Annotated in this window: 21 protein-coding genes; 15 read left to right on the forward strand and 6 right to left on the reverse strand. The window is 64.2% G+C overall.

Going from position 1 to position 20,222, the window contains the following annotated elements; all coding sequences use genetic code 11:
- Positions 1 to 249 precede the first annotated feature (249 nt).
- The gene (locus AC0L3K_RS13100; protein ID WP_354200507.1) at positions 250 to 1,809 is read left to right on the forward strand and encodes a winged helix-turn-helix domain-containing tetratricopeptide repeat protein; all 1,560 of its coding nucleotides are present in this window, start codon (positions 250 to 252) and stop codon (positions 1,807 to 1,809) included.
- Between the two features lie 42 nt (positions 1,810 to 1,851).
- Here the strand turns inward: AC0L3K_RS13100 and AC0L3K_RS13105 are convergent, their stop codons facing one another.
- On the reverse strand, positions 1,852 to 2,274 hold the full coding sequence (locus tag AC0L3K_RS13105) for a GFA family protein (protein ID WP_354200508.1): 423 nt from the start codon (positions 2,272 to 2,274) through the stop codon (positions 1,852 to 1,854).
- Between the two features lie 229 nt (positions 2,275 to 2,503).
- A complete protein-coding gene (gene mddA / locus AC0L3K_RS13110; RefSeq protein WP_007599504.1) occupies positions 2,504 to 3,289 on the reverse strand; it encodes a methanethiol S-methyltransferase in 786 nt (261 codons plus the stop codon).
- A gap of 134 nt (positions 3,290 to 3,423) precedes the next feature.
- Here mddA and AC0L3K_RS13115 point away from each other — a divergent pair, with 134 nt between their 5' ends.
- Positions 3,424 to 4,974, forward strand: coding sequence for a winged helix-turn-helix domain-containing tetratricopeptide repeat protein (locus AC0L3K_RS13115; RefSeq protein WP_354200509.1), 1,551 nt, complete (start codon positions 3,424 to 3,426; stop codon positions 4,972 to 4,974).
- Between the two features lie 7 nt (positions 4,975 to 4,981).
- Here AC0L3K_RS13115 and irr read toward each other — a convergent pair whose 3' ends face one another.
- Positions 4,982 to 5,464 carry a Fur family transcriptional regulator Irr gene (irr, locus tag AC0L3K_RS13120; RefSeq protein WP_007599502.1) on the reverse strand — a complete coding sequence of 161 codons (483 nt, stop codon included), beginning with the start codon at positions 5,462 to 5,464 and terminating at the stop codon, positions 4,982 to 4,984.
- Between the two features lie 177 nt (positions 5,465 to 5,641).
- Here irr and AC0L3K_RS13125 point away from each other — a divergent pair, with 177 nt between their 5' ends.
- The 5 genes from AC0L3K_RS13125 (at position 5,642) to AC0L3K_RS13145 (ending at position 11,243) form a co-directional block, all read left to right on the forward strand.
- Entirely contained in the window at positions 5,642 to 5,953 is a 312-nt protein-coding gene (locus AC0L3K_RS13125) for a hypothetical protein (protein ID WP_354200510.1), read from the forward strand.
- Positions 5,954 to 6,171: 218 nt separating this feature from the next.
- Positions 6,172 to 7,722 carry an ABC transporter substrate-binding protein gene (locus AC0L3K_RS13130; protein WP_007599500.1) on the forward strand — a complete coding sequence of 517 codons (1,551 nt, stop codon included), beginning with the start codon at positions 6,172 to 6,174 and terminating at the stop codon, positions 7,720 to 7,722.
- A 91-nt stretch (positions 7,723 to 7,813) separates the two neighbouring features.
- A complete protein-coding gene (locus AC0L3K_RS13135; RefSeq protein WP_007599498.1) occupies positions 7,814 to 8,785 on the forward strand; it encodes an ABC transporter permease in 972 nt (323 codons plus the stop codon).
- Positions 8,782 to 9,621 (forward strand): ABC transporter permease, encoded by an 840-nt coding sequence (locus tag AC0L3K_RS13140; RefSeq protein ID WP_018458168.1) that lies wholly within the window; start codon positions 8,782 to 8,784, stop codon positions 9,619 to 9,621. The genes AC0L3K_RS13135 and AC0L3K_RS13140 overlap by 4 nt, the downstream gene beginning before the upstream one ends.
- A gap of 2 nt (positions 9,622 to 9,623) precedes the next feature.
- Positions 9,624 to 11,243: an ABC transporter ATP-binding protein gene (locus tag AC0L3K_RS13145; RefSeq protein ID WP_354200511.1), complete on the forward strand. Its 1,620-nt coding sequence runs from the start codon at positions 9,624 to 9,626 to the stop codon at positions 11,241 to 11,243.
- 18 nt (positions 11,244 to 11,261) lie between these two features.
- On the opposite strand, the gene AC0L3K_RS13150 is transcribed toward AC0L3K_RS13145, so the two are convergent.
- Positions 11,262 to 11,531: a hypothetical protein gene (locus AC0L3K_RS13150; RefSeq protein WP_246648674.1), complete on the reverse strand. Its 270-nt coding sequence runs from the start codon at positions 11,529 to 11,531 to the stop codon at positions 11,262 to 11,264.
- A 346-nt stretch (positions 11,532 to 11,877) separates the two neighbouring features.
- Here AC0L3K_RS13150 and AC0L3K_RS13155 point away from each other — a divergent pair, with 346 nt between their 5' ends.
- Positions 11,878 to 12,042 carry a hypothetical protein gene (locus AC0L3K_RS13155; RefSeq protein ID WP_007599491.1) on the forward strand — a complete coding sequence of 55 codons (165 nt, stop codon included), beginning with the start codon at positions 11,878 to 11,880 and terminating at the stop codon, positions 12,040 to 12,042.
- The gene (locus AC0L3K_RS13160) at positions 12,039 to 12,248 is read left to right on the forward strand and encodes a hypothetical protein (RefSeq protein ID WP_007599488.1); all 210 of its coding nucleotides are present in this window, start codon (positions 12,039 to 12,041) and stop codon (positions 12,246 to 12,248) included. Before AC0L3K_RS13155 ends, AC0L3K_RS13160 begins: the two co-directional genes overlap by 4 nt.
- A gap of 91 nt (positions 12,249 to 12,339) precedes the next feature.
- Here the strand turns inward: AC0L3K_RS13160 and AC0L3K_RS13165 are convergent, their stop codons facing one another.
- Both AC0L3K_RS13165 and AC0L3K_RS13170 read right to left on the reverse strand, forming a co-directional pair.
- Complete coding sequence (locus tag AC0L3K_RS13165; RefSeq protein ID WP_007599485.1) at positions 12,340 to 12,633, reverse strand: hypothetical protein; 294 nt, start codon at positions 12,631 to 12,633, stop codon at positions 12,340 to 12,342.
- Positions 12,634 to 12,757: 124 nt separating this feature from the next.
- Positions 12,758 to 13,105, reverse strand: coding sequence for a hypothetical protein (locus AC0L3K_RS13170; RefSeq protein WP_007599478.1), 348 nt, complete (start codon positions 13,103 to 13,105; stop codon positions 12,758 to 12,760).
- A 236-nt stretch (positions 13,106 to 13,341) separates the two neighbouring features.
- On the opposite strand from AC0L3K_RS13170, the gene AC0L3K_RS13175 reads away from it, so the two are divergent.
- From AC0L3K_RS13175 to hemA, 6 genes are all read left to right on the forward strand, one after another.
- Entirely contained in the window at positions 13,342 to 13,662 is a 321-nt protein-coding gene (locus AC0L3K_RS13175; protein ID WP_007599476.1) for a hypothetical protein, read from the forward strand.
- A gap of 223 nt (positions 13,663 to 13,885) precedes the next feature.
- On the forward strand, positions 13,886 to 14,611 hold the full coding sequence (locus AC0L3K_RS13180; RefSeq protein ID WP_007599475.1) for an outer membrane protein: 726 nt from the start codon (positions 13,886 to 13,888) through the stop codon (positions 14,609 to 14,611).
- Positions 14,612 to 14,774: 163 nt separating this feature from the next.
- Positions 14,775 to 16,928, forward strand: coding sequence for a methyl-accepting chemotaxis protein (locus AC0L3K_RS13185; protein ID WP_354200513.1), 2,154 nt, complete (start codon positions 14,775 to 14,777; stop codon positions 16,926 to 16,928).
- 94 nt (positions 16,929 to 17,022) lie between these two features.
- Positions 17,023 to 18,084, forward strand: coding sequence for an MBL fold metallo-hydrolase (locus tag AC0L3K_RS13190; protein WP_354200514.1), 1,062 nt, complete (start codon positions 17,023 to 17,025; stop codon positions 18,082 to 18,084).
- Between the two features lie 15 nt (positions 18,085 to 18,099).
- The gene (locus AC0L3K_RS13195; protein ID WP_354200515.1) at positions 18,100 to 18,717 is read left to right on the forward strand and encodes a HEAT repeat domain-containing protein; all 618 of its coding nucleotides are present in this window, start codon (positions 18,100 to 18,102) and stop codon (positions 18,715 to 18,717) included.
- 190 nt (positions 18,718 to 18,907) lie between these two features.
- Positions 18,908 to 20,137 (forward strand): 5-aminolevulinate synthase, encoded by a 1,230-nt coding sequence (hemA, locus tag AC0L3K_RS13200; RefSeq protein WP_354200516.1) that lies wholly within the window; start codon positions 18,908 to 18,910, stop codon positions 20,135 to 20,137.
- Positions 20,138 to 20,222 lie beyond the last annotated feature (85 nt).

Below are 20,222 nucleotides of genomic sequence, written 5' to 3' on the forward strand. Positions count from 1 at the left end.
GCACTCCACGCTGTCTGCGCGGCGACAGGCTGGATTGCTTCGCTACGCTCGCAATGACGTGAGGAAATCGCGACAATCCGGCCGAACCGGCCACGTTCTAACCAAGGCTGCATTCCTCCCCGTAAACTGCATGCCTGCCATCACGCGATCGTGGTGAACCGGGCAGGCCCCTCGGTGGACTCACAGACATCAGCCGAAATCCGTTTTGCTTTCATCGTTGCCCGATGTCGTGAGGTCTGAGTTTTCGACGTGCAGTTTCTGTTCCGGGATCACCTGCTCGATACCGACTTGCGCGAGCTGAGCCGCGAGCAAGTTCCCGTTGCCGTGGAGCCGCAGGTCTTCGATCTCGTCGTCCACCTCATGGAGAACCGCGACCGGGTGGTCAGCAAGGACGAGCTGATCGACAAGATCTGGCATGGGCGCAGCGTGTCCGAATCCACCCTGACCAGCCGGATCAATGCGGCACGCAAAGCGGTCGGAGACACCGGCGCCAACCAGGCGCTGATTCGCACCATCTCACGCAAGGGTTTTCGTTTCGTCGGCGACGTCGAAACCAAGCGTGGGGCGACCGCGCCGGACTCCGATTTCGGAGCGAAGCTACTGCAGGCCCCGCTGGCGCTGCCGGACCGGCCGGCGATCGCGGTGCTGCCCTTTACCAATATGAGTGGCGACCTCGAGCAGGATTATTTCTCGGACGGGATCAGCGAGGACATCATCACCGCGCTGTCGAAGCTGCGCTGGTTCTTCGTCATCGCGCGCAACTCCTCCTTCGTCTACAAGGGCCGCGCGGTGCACATGAACGAGGTCGCGCGCGAGCTCGGCGTGCGCTACGTGCTCGAAGGCAGCGTGCGGCGGAGCGGCGATCGCGTGCGCATCTCCGCGCAGCTCAACGACGTCTCGACCGGCAGCCATCTCTGGGCCGAACGCTACGACCGCGAGCTTGCCGACATCTTCGCCGTGCAGGACGAGATCACCGAGGCGATCGTCGCCGCGATCGAGCCGCAGCTCTATACCGCCGAGAGTTTTCGCGCCCAGCAGAAGCCGCCGGGAAGCCTGGATGCCTGGGACCTCGTGATGCGCGCATTGTCGCATTACTGGCGCATCACCCGCGAGGACAATGCCGCCGCGCAAGGATTGCTCGAGAAGGCCGTCGCGCTCGATCCCGCCTATGGCAAGGCGCTCGGCCTGCTCGCGACCAGCCACATCTTCGGCGCGCATATGGGCTGGTCCGACATGGCCGCGACCGTGCCGGTCGCCGAGCACGCCGCGCTCGCGGCGGTGGAGGCCGATCGTGAGGATGCCTGGGCCCATCACGGCCTGGCATACGCTTATTTATTCCGCCGCCGCTTCGACGACGCACTGGCGGAATTCGAGCTGGCGCTGAACCTCAATCCGAACTTTGCGATGGCGCACGCCTTCTACGGCGTGACGCTGTGCTACGCCGGACGATGGCAGAACGGCGATGTCGCCGCGCGCCGCGCGCTGCGGCTGAGCCCGCGCGACCCGCTCGCGGCGATCTATTGCGGCGTCGCGGCCTATGCCCGGTTCATCGGCCGCGATTACGAAGGCGCCGCACAGATGGCGCGCGAGTCGATGCGGCAGCGCGCCGATTTCGTCGGCGCGCATCGCGTGCTGACGGCCGCCGCCGGCATGTCGGGGGATCCCGTGCTCTCGGCTTCCGCCCTGGAAGGCTTGCGCCGCGCCCAACCCGGCATCTCGCTGGCCTGGATCACGCGCGAGCTGCCGATGCTGCGGCAAGAGGATCGCGAGCATTACCTCGAGGGATTGCGGCGTGCGGGGATGAGGTAGCGAATTTCTCCTCTCCCGCTTGCGGGAGAGGAGAAGGGACCGCTACTCCTGCATCATCTCGCCGCTGCCGCCGAATTCGGCCGGAAAATCCTTGAGTTTGGGCAGGCCGTCGCGCATCGGCAGCACCGTCTCGGCGTAGTTGACGTGGACGCCGGGCGTGAAGGCGAGGGTGGGGATGGTGGCGGTGAAGACGTCGACCAGGCCGAGCGGCGGATGGTTGGTCATGAGATGACCGCCGCACTTCTTGCAATATTTGCGCTGGCTGAGCGGCGTCTTCGCAAAGGTCTCGACATTCTGAGCACCCTCGGTGATACGCACGGCCTCGGGTTTCCACAGGCTGAAGGCGTTCACCGGACCGCCCGACCACGACCGGCACGAGCTGCAGTGGCAATAGCCCATCGCCTCCGGCGCGCCTGTGACCTCGATCGTGACCGCGCCACAGAAGCAGTTTCCAACATGTTTCATTAGGTCGTCTCCGTTGATGATTGATTAGATTCCTCTCCCCGCTCCTGTTTGCCGATAACTCGGCAAAAAGGAATGCGGGGGTCGCGACGAGCTTCGCTCGCACTAATAGCGCCGGGGTGAGGGGGATTCACCCCGAGAAACGTGGAAGGCCGGGTCGGCAAGCTCCGTTACGCGCCTCGGCGCCGCCGCGCGTCCTCCTTTCGGCGGACGCGGCCGAACGACGCGCAAGCTATACTGACTTGCGCCAGGGAATAAGCATCGACACCCGTTGTTTGTAGTGCCGGTACTCGTCGCCGAAGAGATCGATGAGGTCGTGCTCCTCCAGCGCGATGCCGACGAAGATGTAGGCCGTCGTCACGGCGGCGAACAGCAGATGGCCCGCGGTCATGACCGGCGCCGCCCAGAACGCGATGATGAAGCCGAGATAGATCGGATGACGGACGAACTTGTAGAGCAGCGGCGTCTTGAAGCGCGGCGGCGACGCCTCCTTGCCGACGAGATGATTGGTCACCTGATGCAATCCGAACAACTCGAAGTGATTGATGATGAAGGTCGAGGTAAACACCAGGACCCAGCCCACCAGCGACAGCGTGACGATCGTCACAGCAAGATCCGGGTTCGCGACGTCCCATATGACCGTGGGCAGCGGACGCCACTGCCAGAACAGGAGAAGCAATGACAGGCTGGCAAACAGCACATAGGTGCTGCGCTCGACCGGCTTGGGGACGTACTGCGTCCACCAGGCCTTGAATTGCCGGCGCGCCATGACGCTGTGCTGGATCGCAAACAGGGCCATCACGAGCAGATTGATGATGACGGCCTCGGCCACGGGCGTATCGGTCCCGGTATCGATGGTCTTCGGCACCACGAGCCCCATGACGAAGCCGATGGCGTAGAGAATGGTGACGAAAAACACGAGATACGCCGCAATTCCGTACAGAAAGGCGATGAACTTGAAAATGCGTGAGCCCGCAACCGGGCCGATAGGATCAACCTGATGATCAATTTGGGTCATAAACAGCTCCGTTGTGCCAAAACGCCGGCACTTCATTGGTCGCTGCACCATGCCGCACCGGAGGTCCCAAGACTTTCGCGGACGGTTGATTTTCGCCTGAGACGACTTTGATTTTTGCTTGAGACGACAGAAACGTGCGATTTCGCTTTGAAAACAACGTGCTCGACGGCGACCTGCGGGAACTCATCTGCAGCGGAGCGGCTGTGCCGCTGCAGCCGCAGGTGTTCGATCTCCTGCTTTATCTGGTGGCGCAGCGCACCCGTGTGGTCAGCAAGGATGACCTGATCAGCCAGATTTGGAGCGATCGGATCATCTCTGATTCCGCCCTGAACAGCCGGATCAACGCCGCGCGCAAGGCGCTCGGCGACGACGGTGCGACCCAGCGGCTGATCAAGACCATTCCGCGCAAGGGCTTTCGTTTCGTCGGCGAAGTCCGGGAAGAAATGGCATCCGCGCCCGCCCCCACGCAACCCGTCGCTGCTTTGCCGCGCGCCCTGGCGGACCGCCCGGCGGTCGCGGTGCTCGCTTTCGAGAACATGAGCGGCGATCCCGCACAGGACTATTTCGGCGACGGGATCAGCGAGGACATCCTCACCGCGCTGTCGAAGCAGCGCTGGTTCATGGTGATCGCCCGCAACTCGTCCTTTACCTACAAGGGCCGCGCTGTCCACATCCGGCAGATCGCCGAGGAACTCGGCGTCCGCTACGTCGTCGAAGGCAGCGTGCGCAAGTCGGACAACCGGGTGCGCATCACCGCGCAGCTCAACGACGCCACGACGGGCAGCCATCTCTGGGCCGAGCGCTACGACCGCGAGCTGGTCGACGTGTTCGCCGTGCAGGACGAAATCACCAACGCGATCGCGGCGGCGATCGAGCCGCAGATTCATGCGGCGGAAAGTTTTCGCGCCCATCGCAAGCCCCCCGCGAGCCTGGATGCCTGGGATCTCCTGATGCGGGCGCTGTCGCATTACTGGCGCGTGACGCGGCGGGATCACGAGACCGCGCGGGCGCTGCTGGAACGCGCGGTCGGCATCGACCCGAACTACGGCCAGGCGCGGTCGGTGCTCGCGGCGAACCACATGTTCGGCGTGCATCTCGGCTGGGCCGAGCTTGCCGTGGTGGCACCGGTGGCCGAAGCCGCCGCGCTCGCCGCGGTGCGCTGCGACCACGAGGATGCCTGGGCGCACGCTGCGCTCGGAAGCGTCTACTTCTCGACGCGAAGGCTTGCGGACGCGCTGTCCGAGTTCGAGCAGGCGCTCGCGCTCAATCCCAACTTCTCGCTGGCACAGGGCTATTACGCACTGGCGCTGTCCTATGCCGGACGACCGAAGGATTCATTCGAGGCAGCGCAGAGGGCAATGCGGCTCTCGCCGCGCGATCCATCCCTGGCGATCTATCACGGCATCGCCGGCTATGCCCGCTTCACCGAGCGGCGCTATGGCGAGGCCATCACGCTCGCGCGGGAGGCGATCCGCCACCGCGGCGACCTTACCGGCGCCTACCGCGTGCTGGCGGTTTCTGCTGGCATGACCGGCGACGGCGTGCTTGCGGAGATGGCGCTGGGCGAGCTCCGCCGCACCCAGCCCAACATCTCGCTGCGCTGGATCGCGACGCAATTGCCATGGGCGAACGACGCCGACCGCGAACACTATCTGGAAGGGTTCCGGCGGGCGGGCTTGCGCTAGACGATCGTCATGCCGGGTCTACGTCACGCTTCCGGCGCAGATGGACGACGACGTCGAGCCGCGCGATCTCGTGGCCCGGAAGCGCCTCGGGCATCCTGGTGAAGGTCAGGCCGTCGGTGACGTCGACCAGCACATCCTCGCCTTCGAGGTAGAAATGCGGATGCACGGACGTATCGGTGTCGAAGAACGACTTGATGCCGTCGGCGGCGATCCGCCGCAACAGGCCGGCTTCGGTGAACTGGTTCAGCGTGTTGTAGACGGTCGCAAGCGACAGCCGCAGATTGGCGGCGGTGGCTTCTTCATAAAGCCCCTCCGCTGTCACATGACGATGAGGGCAGAGGAACAGCATTTGGCCGAGCGCCAGGCGGTGGCGCGTCAGCCTGAGGCCAGCATCGCCGAGCAATTGCGCGCAACGTGCCGACGCCTCGTCTGCGAAAGAGATGGCGCTATCGTCTGAATCCGCTTCGGATGGGGTGGAATGGACGTTCATCGCCGATGGACTCGCAGTTGACCGGGCACGCGGGGCTTCACCCGTCCTGCCATCAGATCGCAGAAGCGGCAGCCCGGCTTTGATCCGAATCAAATCCGGAACGAGCCCGCCTCTGACCTATCGCAAGGCGGCCGAGTTTATTCCCGGCCAGAATGGCCTGACATCAATGAGGCTCACATGTCCAAGCCGGTTCCCGACAAGGCAGAGATCGCGCTCGAATATCCCGACAAGTTCTATGTCGGCACCTTCGGGCATTCATCGCGGTTCGAGGCACGTCTCGACGGAAGCGGCGTTGCGCTGGTGCTGCAGCATCCGGGCACGGCGGACGAGCGCAAATCGGTGCACCTGCACCTCAATTTCGGCCCGCTCGCCGGAATCCTGCGCGAACTCGCGGGCAGTGTCGCGGCCATCCCCAAGGACGACATCGCGCACCGGGAGCAACTCGCGGACGCGCTTGCCGAGTTGCAACGGGTGCTGCGGCCCTCCTGAAGCAGGGCGGCGCGGCGGCGTCGGCTTGGCCGTCAAATGCCATAACAGGACGCGCTGTACATTTTTTGGGCGAACACTGTCGAGACTTTCATCTTGCGGCGCCGAATGAGACTGTGTGAGCCTCGATCCCGGATGGGGACTGGGATGGGCCTGCCGTAGCTTTGCGCGCCATGACGTGCGAAGCGTTTGCGGCTGGTCTCGCTTGAGAAAGATACGACATGTCAAAACGAGTGTTGCTTGGTGTCCTCCTGGCTTGCGGCCTCGCGGCCCCGGCGCTGGCGCAAGAGCCGAAAGCGGGTGGAGCGATCAATGCCGTGATTCAGCCCGAGCCGCCCGGCCTGATGCTGGCGATGGTCCAGAACGGCCCGGTGCAGATGGTGTCGGGCAACATTTTCGAAGGCCTGCTGCGCTACAGCCCCAAGCTCGAACCGCAGCCGGAGCTCGCCGAGAGCTGGAGCGTCAGCGAGGACGCCAAAACCTACATATTCAAGCTCAGGAAGGGCGTGACCTGGCACGACGGCAAGCCCTTCACCGCCGCCGACGTGCTGTTCTCAATCGAGATGCTGAAGCAGACCCACGCGCGTGCCCGCAACAATCTGGCGCAGGTCGACAAGGTCGAGGCTCCCGACGACTACACGGTGGTGTTCACGCTGAAGCAGCCGTTCGGTCCGTTCCTCGGCATCTTCGAGGTCGGCTCGATGCCGATGGTACCGAAGCATCTCTACGAAGGCACCGACTGGAAGACCAATCCCTACAACAACGCCCCTGTCGGCACCGGCCCCTTCATGTTCAAGGAATGGCAGAAGGGCTCTTTCATCCGCCTGGTCAAGAACCCGAACTATTACGAGAAGGGCAAGCCCTATCTCGACGAGATCTACTGGCAAATCATTCCCGATGCCGCGGCGCGCTCGGTGGCGTATGAGACCGGCAAGGTCGACGTGCTGCCCGGCGGCTCGGTCGAGAATTTCGACGTGCCGCGGCTGTCCAAGCTGAAGGACACCTGCGTCACCGGCGCCGGCTGGGAGTTCTTCTCGCCGCTGGCCTGGCTGTGGCTCAACAATCGCCAGGGTCCGCTCGCCGACAAGCGGGTGCGGCAGGCGGTCATGTTTGCGATCGACCGCGACTTCGCCAAGGACGTGATCTGGAACGGGCTCGGCAAGGTCGCGACCGGCCCGTCGGCCTCGACCATCAAATACTACACCGACGACGTGCCGAAATACCCTTACGATCCCGCCAAGGCCAAGGCGCTGCTGAAGGAAGCCGGCTACAAGGGCGAGAAGATCCGCCTTCTGCCGCTCGCCTATGGCGAGACCTGGCAGCGCTGGGGTGAAGCCGTGAAGCAGAACCTCCAGGACGTCGGCATGAACATCGAGACCATCGCCACCGACGTTGCCGGCGGCAACCAGAAGATCGGCGACTGGGACTACGACATCGCTTTCACCTATCTCTACCAGTACGGTGATCCCGCACTCGGCGTCGGCCGCAACTACGTCTCCAGCGCCATTGCCAAGGGCCAGGTGTTCAACAACGTCGAAGGTTACTCCAACCCGGAAATCGACAAGCTGTTCGCCGACGGCGCGGTGGCAACGCCCGACTCCAAGCGCAAGGAGATCTACGAGAAGGCGCAGAAGATCCTGGTCGAGGACGTGCCGGTGGCCTGGATGCTCGAGCTGCAATTCCCCACCATCATGCGTTGCAAGGTCAAGAACCTGATCACGACCGGGATCGGGGTCAACGACGGCTTCAAGGACGCATGGCTGGACAAGTGAGGGCTGCCTCCGTCACCTCTCGCCGCTGGCGGGGAGAGGTGATCGCTCCATCTCTGTCGCTCCAGGTCACATCACCGATATGATCCTCTAGATGCTCTCCTTCGTCGCTCAGCGTGTCGTGAAGGGCGTGATCGTCCTGCTTGCGATCGTCGTCCTCAATTTCTTCCTGATCCGGCTTGCGCCCGGCGATCCCGCCGTCGTGATGGCGGGCGAGGCCGGGGCGAGCGACCAGATCTTCGTCCAGCAGCTCAGGGAGAAGTTCGGCCTGGACAAGCCGCTGCCCGAGCAGCTCTTCATCTACGTCAAGGGCATTGCTACCCTCGACCTCGGCTTCTCCTTCCGCCAGCAGGCGCCGGTCGCGAAGCTGATCGGCGAGCGGCTGCCCGCGACATTGCTGCTGACGCTGACGGCGTTCGCGATCTCGCTCGTGCTCGGCGTTCTCTTCGGCACCTTCGCCGCGCGCTTTGCCGGAACCTTTCTCGACACCGCGATCACCGTCTTTGCGCTGATCTTTTACGCCATGCCGATCTTCTGGGTGGCGCTGATGGGCATCCTGCTGTTCTCGGTCACCATGGATTGGCTGCCGAGCTTCGGCTACGAGACTGTCGGCGCCAACCTCACTGGCTTCGCTCATGCCGTCGATGTCGCGAAGCACCTGATCATGCCGGCGATGACGCTGGGCCTGTTCTTCATGGCGACCTACACCCGCATGACGCGCGCCTCGATGCTGGAGGTGAAGCGGCTCGACTTCGTCAAGACCGCGCGCGCCAAAGGCCTGTCCGACGCCGTGATCCAGCGCCGCCACGTCCTGCGCAACGCGCTGCTGCCCGTCGTGACGCTCGCCGGCGTCCACTCCGGCACCCTGATCGGCGGCGCCGTCATCACCGAGACCGTGTTCGCCTGGCCCGGCATCGGACGCCTGATGTACGACGCCCTGCTGCAGCGCGACTACAATCTGCTGCTCGGCGTCTTCGTGATCTGCTCCGCCATGGTCCTGATCTTCAACCTCATCACCGACCTGGTCTATCGCCTGGTCGACCCGCGCATCGAATTCACCACATGAAACAGTTCTGGAAATCGATGCTGAGGAGCCCGAGCGGCGTCATCGGGCTCATCATCCTGCTGCTTGCGATCTCGGTCGCCTTGTTCGGTCCGATGCTGTTCCCGAACTCGCCCTGGCGCATGGTGCAGCGGCCGTTCCTGCCGCCGTTCACGCTCGCGACCGTGCCGCTCGGCACCGATGCACTCGGCCGCGACGTGTTCGCGGGCATGATCTTTGGCGCACGCGTCTCGCTGCTCGTCGGCATGGTCTCCACCCTGGTGGCGCTCGTCGTCGGCGTTCCCATTGGCGCCATGGCCGGTTATTTCGGCGGCAGGGTCGACGACGCCCTGATGCGCTTCACGGAGTTCTTCCAGACCATTCCGAGCTTTGCGCTCGCGATCGTGCTCGTCGCGATCCTGCAGCCCTCGATCTATTCGATCGTCGCCTCGATCGCGCTGGTGAGCTGGCCGCCGGTCGCGCGGCTCGTCCGCGGCGAGGTGCTGTCGTTGCGCACGCGGGAGTACGTCCAGGCCGCCGTGGTCACGGGCCAGAGCAACACCTGGATCATCCTGCGCGAAATCCTGCCGAATACGCTGTCGCCGGTGATCGTGCTGGCCTCGCTGATGGTGGCGACCGCGATCCTGCTGGAATCCTCGCTGGCGTTCCTCGGCCTCGGCGATCCCAACCTGATCTCCTGGGGCTACATGGTCGGTGCCGGCCGCACCGTGATCCGCCAGGCGTGGTGGATCACCGTGTTTCCCGGCGTCGCCATCCTGATCTCGGTGCTCGGCCTCAATTTGATCGGCGAAGGCCTCAACGACGCGCTCAATCCGCGGCTGTCGCGGGAGGGCCGCTGATCATGACCGCTCCGCCCGCCGTCTCCATCAAGAACTTGCGGATCGCGTTGCCCAAGGGCGCCGAGCGTCCGTTCGCGGTCGACGGCGTCTCGCTCGATCTGCGGCCCGGCAAGATCGTCTGCGTCGTCGGCGAATCCGGCTCCGGCAAATCGATGTGCGCGCATGCGCTGATGGGACTGTTGCCTGACACGGTCACCGTCACCTCCGGCGAGATCCAGTTCGAAGGCCGCGACCTGCTCAAACTCGACGACGACGGCTGGCGAGATCTGCGCGGCCGCCGGCTCGCGATGATCTTCCAGGAGCCGATGACCGCGCTCAATCCGTTGATGCGGATCGGCGATCAGATGGCGGAGATGTTCGAGGCGCACGGGCTGCTCACGCCGAGGGAGCGGCGCGCCAAGGCGCTGTCGCTGGCGCGCGAGGTCGGCCTCCCCGACCCCGAGCGCATCGTGCGCGCCTATCCGCACCAGCTCTCCGGCGGCCAGCGCCAACGCGCCATGATCGCGATGGCGCTCGCGCTCGAACCGGCGGTGCTGGTTGCGGACGAGCCGACCACCGCGCTCGACGTCACCACGCAAGCGCAGATCCTGAAACTGATCCGCAACCTCCAGCGCAATCGCAACATGGCGGTGATGTTCATCACCCATGATTTCGGCGTGGTCGCCGACATCGCCGACCAGGTCATCGTGTTGCGCCACGGCAAGGTGGTCGAGGAAGGCCCCGCCTCGGCCGTCTTCAACGCGCCGCAGCACGACTACACCAAGGCGCTGCTCGCCGCCGTGCCCACGATGGACCCGCCCGCCCGCAACCCTCTCGTCGACCAGGCCAAAGCGGTCGAGGTGATCGGACTGGACAAGACCTACGTCACCTCGGGCGGCTGGTTTCGCGAGGACCGTCGCGTCGATGCCGCACGCGAAGTCAATTTCACGATTCTCAAGGGCGAGACGCTCGGCCTGGTCGGCGAATCCGGTTCCGGCAAATCGTCGGTGGCCCGTCTTGTGATGCGGCTGGTCGAAGCCGATCGCGGCACCGTGCGGATCGGCGAGACCGATCTCACAAAGCTCGCGGGCAAGGCGCTGCGCGCCGAGCGCCACCGCATCCAGATGATCTTTCAGGATCCGTTCGCCTCGCTCAATCCGCGGCGCAAGGTCGGCCACATCATCGCCGACGGCCCGATTGCGGCCGGCACCGATCCGAAGGTGGCGTTCGACCGCGCCCGCGATCTCCTCAAGATGGTCGGCCTCGATGCCGGCGCACTCGAACGCTATCCGCACGAATTCTCCGGCGGCCAACGCCAGCGCATCGGCATCGCGCGCGCGCTCGCGCTCGAACCCGAAATCATCGTCGCCGACGAAGCCGTCTCCGCGCTCGACGTGTCGGTGCAGGCGCAAGTGCTGAGACTGCTTGAAGACCTCAAGGCGCGTCTTGGCCTGTCGATGCTGTTCATCACCCACGATCTGCGCGTCGCTGCTCAAATCTGCGATCGCATTGCGGTGATGCAGCGCGGCGCCATTGTCGAACTGAAGCCGACCGCGCAGCTGTTCGCCGCGCCCGAACATGCCTATACGCGCGAGCTGCTCGCGGCAGTGCCGGGGCGCAAGGATCGCCCGCCGGCGGCGTAAGTCAGCCGATCGCGATTTCTACTTCGGTCGGGGATTCGTGTTGTTCCAGGTGGGGACCGAGTTTGTTACGCCGACGGAGGGCTGGTTGGACGTTCCGACCGATGGCGCTGTCACGGTCCCGACGGTCTGCCCGGAACTTCCAATAGTCCCTTGCTGTACTGGTGCTCCGGAGCGTCCGCTCGTGCTGCTTGGTGTCCCCGTCCCCGACGTTTGTGCGTTGACGGCGAGTGGCGCTGCAGCCAATCCGAGAGCGATAAGTGCAGCAATGGAGCGTTTCGTTCTTGTCATGGCTGATCCTTTCGGGCGCGGTCTCTCAATCGCGATGCCGTTCGTCGAGGCACCCGTGCACTGAGTGACCTTACAACTCCACGCGCGACAAAATGTGCCGCAGTGCCATCATCCCGCGGGGCTCAACTCTTCATCACGATGCTGCGAAGCGGTCCCCGCCGAACAGATGCGCCGTGAGATCGGCGCATCGCTGAAGGTACCCCGCTCCCCCTCAGGAGCGGAATCCTCACGGGCTTTTTATCCCTCGTGACCGCCCGCACGGCTGCAAAGCCGAAGGCGACACCCCACATCCGGATGAAATGATTTCCATCATGTGATGATGGATTGAGAATCTATTGGAGACGACATGGGCCAGGTTATTGAGTTTGTCTCGAAATCCGAGCGCGAGCGCATTCGCCTCATCCAGGAAGCGCGCGCGATCTACGACAGCATCTTCCCGCCGGCTGATCCGGTGAGCGAACCATCAAGCGGAGCCTCCGCGCGTCGCAGCGACGGAGGCAACCTCGCGTGATCAAGATCATCGCCGTGCTCTGCAACCTCGCCTCTCCAGCGAACTGTCATGAGCAGACCGTCACCACATCCGATTTCGCCGACGTCTCGATGCAATCGTGCCTGATGGGTGCGCCGCAGCTTGCCGAATGGATGAACCAGCATCCGGCCGAGCGCCTCGCGGGATGGCGCTGCGTGATCGGCCAACAGGCCGGCCGGGGCGCCTGAGGGCGCATGCTCCCCTCTGGGGGCGTTGCGATCTTCACCTTGCGACCGGCCGCGCTGATCGACATCGGCTCTCGCCCAGAGCGTTCGCGTGCTATCGAACCGGCGGGTTGGTATTGCTCCAGGTCGGAACCGAGTTGGTGACGCCGACGGAAGGCCAATTATACGTGCCGATCGACGGCGCCGTGACCGTCCCCACCGTCTGTCCTGAGCTGCCGTAAGCCCTCGACGGCACGGCCATCGACCCTCCAACGCTGCCATAACTCGGGGCCGCCATAACGGAGCTGTAGTGTCTGGCGGACCTGTGCTTCTTCGCCTCGACAACGGAGGGGGCCGTAGCTAGGCCAACCGTGATAAGTGCGGCAATCGCGAATTTGATGCCTGTCATCGCTGATCCTTTCGTCGCCGTAGACCCCGTACGCCAAGTGTTCATTGTTCGGAAGAATTCCATAGCACTCCGTTCATAACTCCGTGCGCACACGAAGGTGCCGGAGCGCGGTCGCACGGCATGATCAGCGCCGCCGCGGACGACAGGCCTTGCGGTTGTGGCGCTCCTTGACGGTCGCGACCGAGTGCATCAGTTCCTTGAAGGCCGCGATTGCCTTGTCATCGCCGAATGCGCTGTCACCGAGCGCTTCCAGATGCTCAATGACCACGAGCAGCGCATCCGCGACCTGGCCGATCTGCTTGCCGTAACTGCCGACATCCGACAGTAGGTCCTTCTCGACATCGGGCGCCGAGGATTGGCCCACCGTGATGTTCACGAGACCGAACTGGCCGCCGGCCGGGCTGAAGAACGACGTGATCGGGTTGATGGACTGCACGACGTCCCCCGACAGAGGCAGCTTGAACACGGGCATGCGACTATTCTTTCCTTTGCTGAGCCCGGCGGGCGCGAGACTAGCACGCCCGCCCGCTACCGCGCCTCGCCTTCGGATGGACCCGAATCAGCGCTAAAGCGTTTTCGAGCGAAGTGGATGCCGGTTCGCGTGAAGAAAACGCGTCGAAACAAGGATCTAGAGCTTCGGTTCTGATTCAATCAGAACCGATAATGCTCTAGTGCATTCACCTCATCGACTTCGCGTATTGAGGCGATATGACCGGTCCCGAACTGAAGCAACTCCGCAACGATCTCTCGGACGTCCTCGAACGCAAGCTCACCGCGGCCGACATGGCCCGGCTTTGCGGATTGCCGGAGAAGGGCGGCGCCGACACCATCCGGCGCTGGGAAGTCAGCGGCCCGACACCGTCCGCGACCAAGGTGCTGCGCGTGCTCGCGATGGCGAGCGAGCGCTACCCGATCCTGGAGAAGTTCGACGTCTTCGATCGTCATGACGTGCGCGAGGAAGACCGGCCCGCAAAGCGCGCTGCATTCCGCGAACAGATGCGCGATGAGGCGCGGCGCCGTCTTGGTTAATGAGATGCGCGCGCAAGTTACACTGACAGCGCCGAGTTAAGCCTTCCTTCACCACTTCTTAAGCCGACATTAAGCACGAAAATCATTTACGGCCCAATACGTTAGGTTGGCTGCCGCTGTGCCACGGATGTGACAGCATTTTCGTCAAAAGCGAGCTATCTGCAAAATCAACGACGGCGCGGAAAGCGCGCCTGCCGGGGACCTAAGTGTTGGAGTTTGGACGATGAAGAAGATTCTGTTTGCGACCGTTGCGCTGCTCGTGCTGGGCGCTGCTGCGCCGGCAGTCGGTGCCGATCTCGGTAACCGCAATTACTATAAGGCGCCCGCGCCCGCTTATGCCGCGCCGATCTACAACTGGACCGGCTTCTACATCGGTGGCCATGTCGGCGGCGCGTTCTCCAGCGACAACAATTTCAGCGGCCTCTCCACCGGCAATAACGGCAACGGCCGTTTCCTCGGCGGCGTGCAGGCTGGTGCGGACTGGCAGTTCAACCCGAACTTCGTCGTCGGCGTCGAAGGCCAGTATTCCTGGCTCTCCGGCAGCGTCGGCGCGGTGTTCCCGGGCGGCGTCGCCTACACCAACGACCAGCGCGGTCTCGGCTCGATCACCGGCCGCGTCGGCTACACCTGGGGTCCGGGCCTGCTCTATGTGAAGGGCGGCTACGCCTACTCCGACAACAACGAGAAGGTCACTGTCGGCGGCGTGCCGGCGGCCTTCGTCATCACGGGCGATCACCGCAACGGCTACACCGTCGGCGCCGGCCTCGAATACATGTTCGCCCCGAACTGGTCGGCCAAGGCCGAGTACCAGTACTACAATTTCGGCGACGCGCACTTCACCGGTGGTCCGCTGGCGGGCACCGGCAACTTCACCACCGACGACCACACCATCAAGGCGGGCGTCAACTACCGCTTCAACTGGGCCAACTCGGCGGTCGCGCGCTACTGAACGGTTATCAAAACCTTATCATGATGAAGGGCCGGCATCGTTGCCGGCCCTTCTTTTTTTCGCTGTGCGGAACGCGCAACCGATTGAGCAACTTGCGATTTTTTAACCTGACCCGAGGATACTCCGCGGCGAAAACGTAAAGATCACGCGTGGGGGAATTTCGATGGCGATCCGTCTGGGCCTTGGCCGTTTGCTTGGTCGTATCCGGCCCCGTTTCAAAATGCCGACATGGGGCGTGCGGGGCAGCCTGTTCACGGCCTTCGCGGTGATCGCGGGCATGGGCCTCGTGATTGCAGCCGGCGCCGGCTTCGTCTTCAACCATCTCGGCAGCACCATGATAGACCTGAGCGGCCGCGACATCCCGCGCCTGTCCGCCAGCCTTCAACTCGCATCGCAAAGCGCAACGCTCGCGGCACAAGGGCCGGGCCTCCTGGCGTCGCCGTCCGACGAGGCGCTGAACGAACGCACCAAAAAGGTGCAGGAGATCCAGCAGCTCGCCATGGCCAAGCTCGGCGAGATCATCGAGCTCGGCGCCGACAAGCAGATCGCAACCGCGTTGCGCGACACCGCCAAGAGCATCGACGAGGCGACCCAGAGCCTGGTGTCGGCCGCGCGCGAGCGGCTCGATACCGGCGCGCTGCATGACAAGCAATATGAAGCACTCCGCAAGGCGCAGCTCACCTTCGTCGGTGCGGCCGGTCCTGCCATGCTGGATGCGCAAACGCGCCTGAACGCGATCCTCGGCGCGGCGGAAGTGTCCGCCGACGATGCTACCGAAGCCGCCCGCACCGTCTCCCAGGTTGCGACCATCTCCGCCAACGGCAATCTGATGGCCGCCGACATGATGGCGGCGCTGTCGGCCAACAACAGCGACACGCTGGAGGCGATCGAGAAGGAGTTCAAGGCGACACGCGACCGCGTCAAGTCGAATCTCGAGGACCTGCCGAACATGGCCTCGACGCAAGCGGTGCGCGACACCGTGCAAAAGCTGTTCGCCTTCGGCGAGGGCAAAGCCGGCGTGTTCAAGATCCGCCAGAAGGAGCTCGACGCCATCGACTACGGCCAGACCATCCTGGACGAGACCCGCAAGCTCAATGTCGGCCTCGGCATCAGCGTGCAGCAACTCGTCGAGGGCGTGCAGAAGGAGACCAACGCATCGACCTTCCAGGCGCGGCAGGAGATCTCGCTCGCGACCACCGCGATGCTGGCACTCGGCGCTCTAACGCTGGTCGGCTCGGCGCTGTTCGTCTGGCTCTATGTCGGGCGCAACATCCTGCGCCGCATTCGCGAGCTTCAACGCGCCATGCAGTTGCTCTCGGCCGGCGACCTCGACACCGAGATCGTCCGCTCCCGGCAGAACGACGAGATCGGCGCGATGAAGGAAACGCTGACAGTGTTCCGCGACAGCATGATCGAAGCCCGGGCGCTTGCGAGCGAGCAGGACAGGGACCGCGTCGCCAAGGCCGAGCGTGCGGCGCAGATGGAGGCGAAGATTGCAGACTTCGAGGGCGCGGTCCGCTCCGCACTCGACAATCTCGCGCAGTCGGCCAATTCGATGCAATCGACCGCTCAGAGCATGTCGAACACGGCAGACCAGTCCAACGCGCTGGTGAACGCGGTTGCCTCCGCAGCCGAAGAGACCTCGGTCAACGTGCAGACCGTATCGTCAGGCACCGAGCAGCTCTCGTCCTCGATCGAGGAGATCAGCAAGCAGGTCGTGACCTCGGCCGCGATTGCCAGGAAGGCGGTCGACGAAGCCGGCGCGACCGACGCCACTGTGCAGAGCCTCGCCGATAGCGCGAGCCGCATCAGCGTCGTGGTCGACCTGATCCAGACCATCGCCTCGCAGACCAATCTGCTGGCGCTCAACGCCACCATCGAGGCGGCGCGCGCGGGCGAAGCCGGCCGCGGCTTCGCGGTGGTCGCCTCCGAGGTGAAGAGCCTCGCGAGCCAGACTGCGAAAGCGACGGAGGAGATCCGCAGCCAGATCGCCAGCATGCAGTCAGTGACGACTTCGGCGGTCGGCGCCATCCAGGGCATCGGCCGGATCATCGGCGAGATCAACGACGTCACCACGACGATCGCCGCCGCGGTCGAGGAACAGGGCGCGGCGACACGCGAGATCGCCCGCAACATCCAGCATGCGGCCGGCGGCACCAGCGAGGTCTCCAGCAACATCGTCGGCGTCTCCACGGCTTCGGCGGAAGCCGGTGCAGCGGCGAACGAAGTGCTCGGCGCCTCCGACGCGCTCCGCCGCGAGGCCGACATGCTGCGCGGAGAGATCGACGCGTTTCTCAACAACATGCGGGCGGCGTAGGCGCCGTTCCGTAACCCGGAATGACCGCTATGCGGGCCCCGCCAGCGCCCTTTTTCGGCTGGCGCGGCGGGGGCGGCGGGTTTAAGCCGGTAGCATGAACGCAAAGACCGACACCGTGCAGTCCTCCGCCGACGCCCTGCGCTATCCTTGGGAACAGCATCCCGGCCCCGAACAGGTCGTCGAGGTGAAGCCCGGCGTGTTGTGGGCGCGGCTGAAGCTGCCGTTCCGCCTCAACCATGTGAACATCTACCTGCTCGCCGACGGCGACGGCTATGCCATGATCGATGCCGGCTTCGGCAACGAGGAGACGATCGAAGCCTGGACGAAGCTGTTCGACGGACCGCTGAAGGGCGTCAACATCACGCGCCTGATCGTGACCCATTCCCATCCCGATCATGTCGGTCTGGCCGGGTGGATCGTCGAGCGGTTCAACTGCCCGCTGGTGATGTCGCAGGTCGAATATCTGCAATCGGTCTATCACCAGAACCGCGGCACCGAGGAGCGGCAGGAGGCGCAACGGCTGTTCTTCCGCCGCCACGGCATGGACGAGTCGCTCACCGAAAAGCTGCTCGGCCGCGGCCAGGATTATCTCAAGCGCGTCTCGGTGTTGCCGCCGTCCTACCGCCGCATCTCGCATGGCGAGGACGTCGTGATCGGCACGCGCCGCTTCAAGGTGATCACCGGCGGCGGTCACGCGCTCGACCAAGTGATGCTGTATTGCGCCGACGACAAGCTGTTCCTCTCGGCCGACCAGGTCCTGAGCAAGATCTCGCCGAACGTCAGCGTGTGGGCGGTCGAACCCGACCAGAACTCGCTCGGCGAATATCTGGCCTCGCTCGCCAGCCTCACCACGACTCTCCCCTATGACGTGCTGGTGCTGCCCGGCCACGGCGTGCCGTTCTACGGGCTGAAGACCCGCATCAAGCAGCTCGCCGATCACCACGAGGAGCGCTGCCGCCTGATCGCGGAAGCCTGCCGCGAGGTGCCGCAGACCTCGCGCGCATTGGTGCCCGTGGTGTTCAACAAGCACGTGCTGGACGAACACCAGATGGGTTTCGCCGCCGGCGAACTGGTCGCCCACGTCAACTACATGATCGTGGAAGGCCGGCTGACGGCCGAGACGAAGGACGGCGTGCTTCAGTTCAGGACGACCTGAGTTGCAGGGCCGCCGATGACCCATGAGGCCATCCGCAATCTGCTAGCACGGGACGACGACGAAGCCCTGGGCGAGCTTCGGACACTGTCAACGGCGAGCGATGCCTTTGTGCGGCGAACCGCAATCGAAGTCATCGGACAACACAAGCGGGGGCATGAACTCCGCACAATTATTGCCGCTGCGTTTTCCGACACGTCAGATTACGTCAGGCGCACCGCCTGCGGCATCGTCGAGCAATGGAAGCTTGCCGAAGCTCATGATCTCGTGCTGCCCCTTCTGAGGGCGCCCGAAGCATCGACGCGGGAGTGCGCGCTTCGCGCCCTTGCGGAAATCTGGCATGAGGCGGATTTCCATTCGACCTTTGATCTCTACAGGCGCGATCCGGAAATCGGAGTTCGGAAGGAAGCCGCGCGGACCTTACGGCGAGGCGCCGCCGCGGGCAATTGGCGGCTGCTGTTCGATGCTTTTTCCAGGGATGAGCTTCCGCGGCATCGATTGTGGGCCTGCGAGATCGCCGAGACTTTCGGCGATCCGGACGTCCTACCCGCGCTGACCCTGCTGCTGAACGATGACGACGGACATGTGCGCAAGTCCGCCGCGCACGCCCATCAGGCGATCGGGGCGCGCAATTAGCCTGGGCACAATGGTGCAGAGCAACATTGCATCTCGCGCGAACTTGATCCGGATCAAGTTTCAAATCGCACGATAGGGCATTTTGCCCAAATGCCCCGCAGGTCCAAATGTGGGATAGCGCATAGACATTGGAGCTGGAAAAGCTCTAAGGATATGCGGGTCTTTGGTCGGTTCCGCTGCAGGTTTGACGATGGATTACGCCCAGTTCTTCAATTCCGCCCTTGATCGTCTCCACACCGAGCGGCGCTACCGCGTGTTCGCCGATCTCGAGCGCATCGCCGGCCGGTTCCCGCATGCGCTCTGGCACTCGCCCAAGGGCAAGCGCGACGTCGTGATCTGGTGCTCCAACGATTATCTCGGCATGGGCCAGCACCCGAAAGTGGTGGGCGCGATGGTCGAGACCGCAACTCGCGTCGGCACCGGCGCCGGCGGCACCCGCAACATCGCCGGCACGCATCATCCGCTGGTGCAGCTCGAGGCCGAGCTCGCCGATCTCCACGGCAAGGAAGCCTCGCTGCTCTTCACGTCCGGCTACGTCTCGAACCAGACCGGCATCGCGACCATCGCAAAGCTCATTCCGAACTGCCTGATCCTGTCCGACGAGCTCAACCACAATTCGATGATCGAAGGCATCCGCCAGTCCGGCTGCGAGCGGGTCGTGTTCCGCCACAACGACCTCGCCGATCTCGAAGCGCTGTTGCAGGCTGCAGGCCCGAGCCGGCCCAAGCTGATCGCCTGCGAGAGCCTTTACTCGATGGACGGCGACATCGCCCCGCTCGCCAAGATCTGCGACCTCGCCGAGAAGTACGGCGCGATGACCTATGTCGATGAGGTCCACGCCGTCGGCATGTACGGTTCGCGCGGCGGCGGCATCGCCGAGCGCGACGGCGTGATGCATCGCATCGACATTCTCGAAGGCACGCTCGCCAAGGCGTTCGGCTGCCTCGGCGGCTACATCGCCGCCAACGGCCAGATCATCGACGCCGTGCGTTCCTATGCGCCGGGCTTCATCTTCACCACCGCGCTGCCGCCGGCGATCTGCTCGGCCGCGACCGCCGCGATCAAGCACCTGAAGACCTCAAGCTGGGAGCGCGAGCGTCACCAGGACCGCGCCGCCCGGGTCAAGGCGATCCTCAACGCCGCCGGCCTGCCGGTGATGTCGAGCGACACCCACATCGTCCCGCTGTTCATCGGCGATGCCGAGAAGTGCAAGCAGGCTTCCGACCTCCTGCTCGAACAGCACGGCATCTACATCCAGCCGATCAACTATCCGACGGTCGCCAAGGGCTCCGAGCGCCTGCGCATCACGCCCTCGCCCTATCACGACGATGGCCTGATCGATCAGCTCGCCGAAGCCCTGCTGCAGGTGTGGGACCGCCTGGATCTGCCGCTGCGCGAGAAGTCGCTGGCGGCGGAGTAGGCTTCTTCGCCTTCTCTTCGATCTAAGTTTCACCGTCCCCGGAGCTACCCCCCTCCCCACCCTCCCCCACAAGGGGGGAGGGAGC

Source organism: Bradyrhizobium sp. MI1.10 (genome assembly GCF_055811035.1).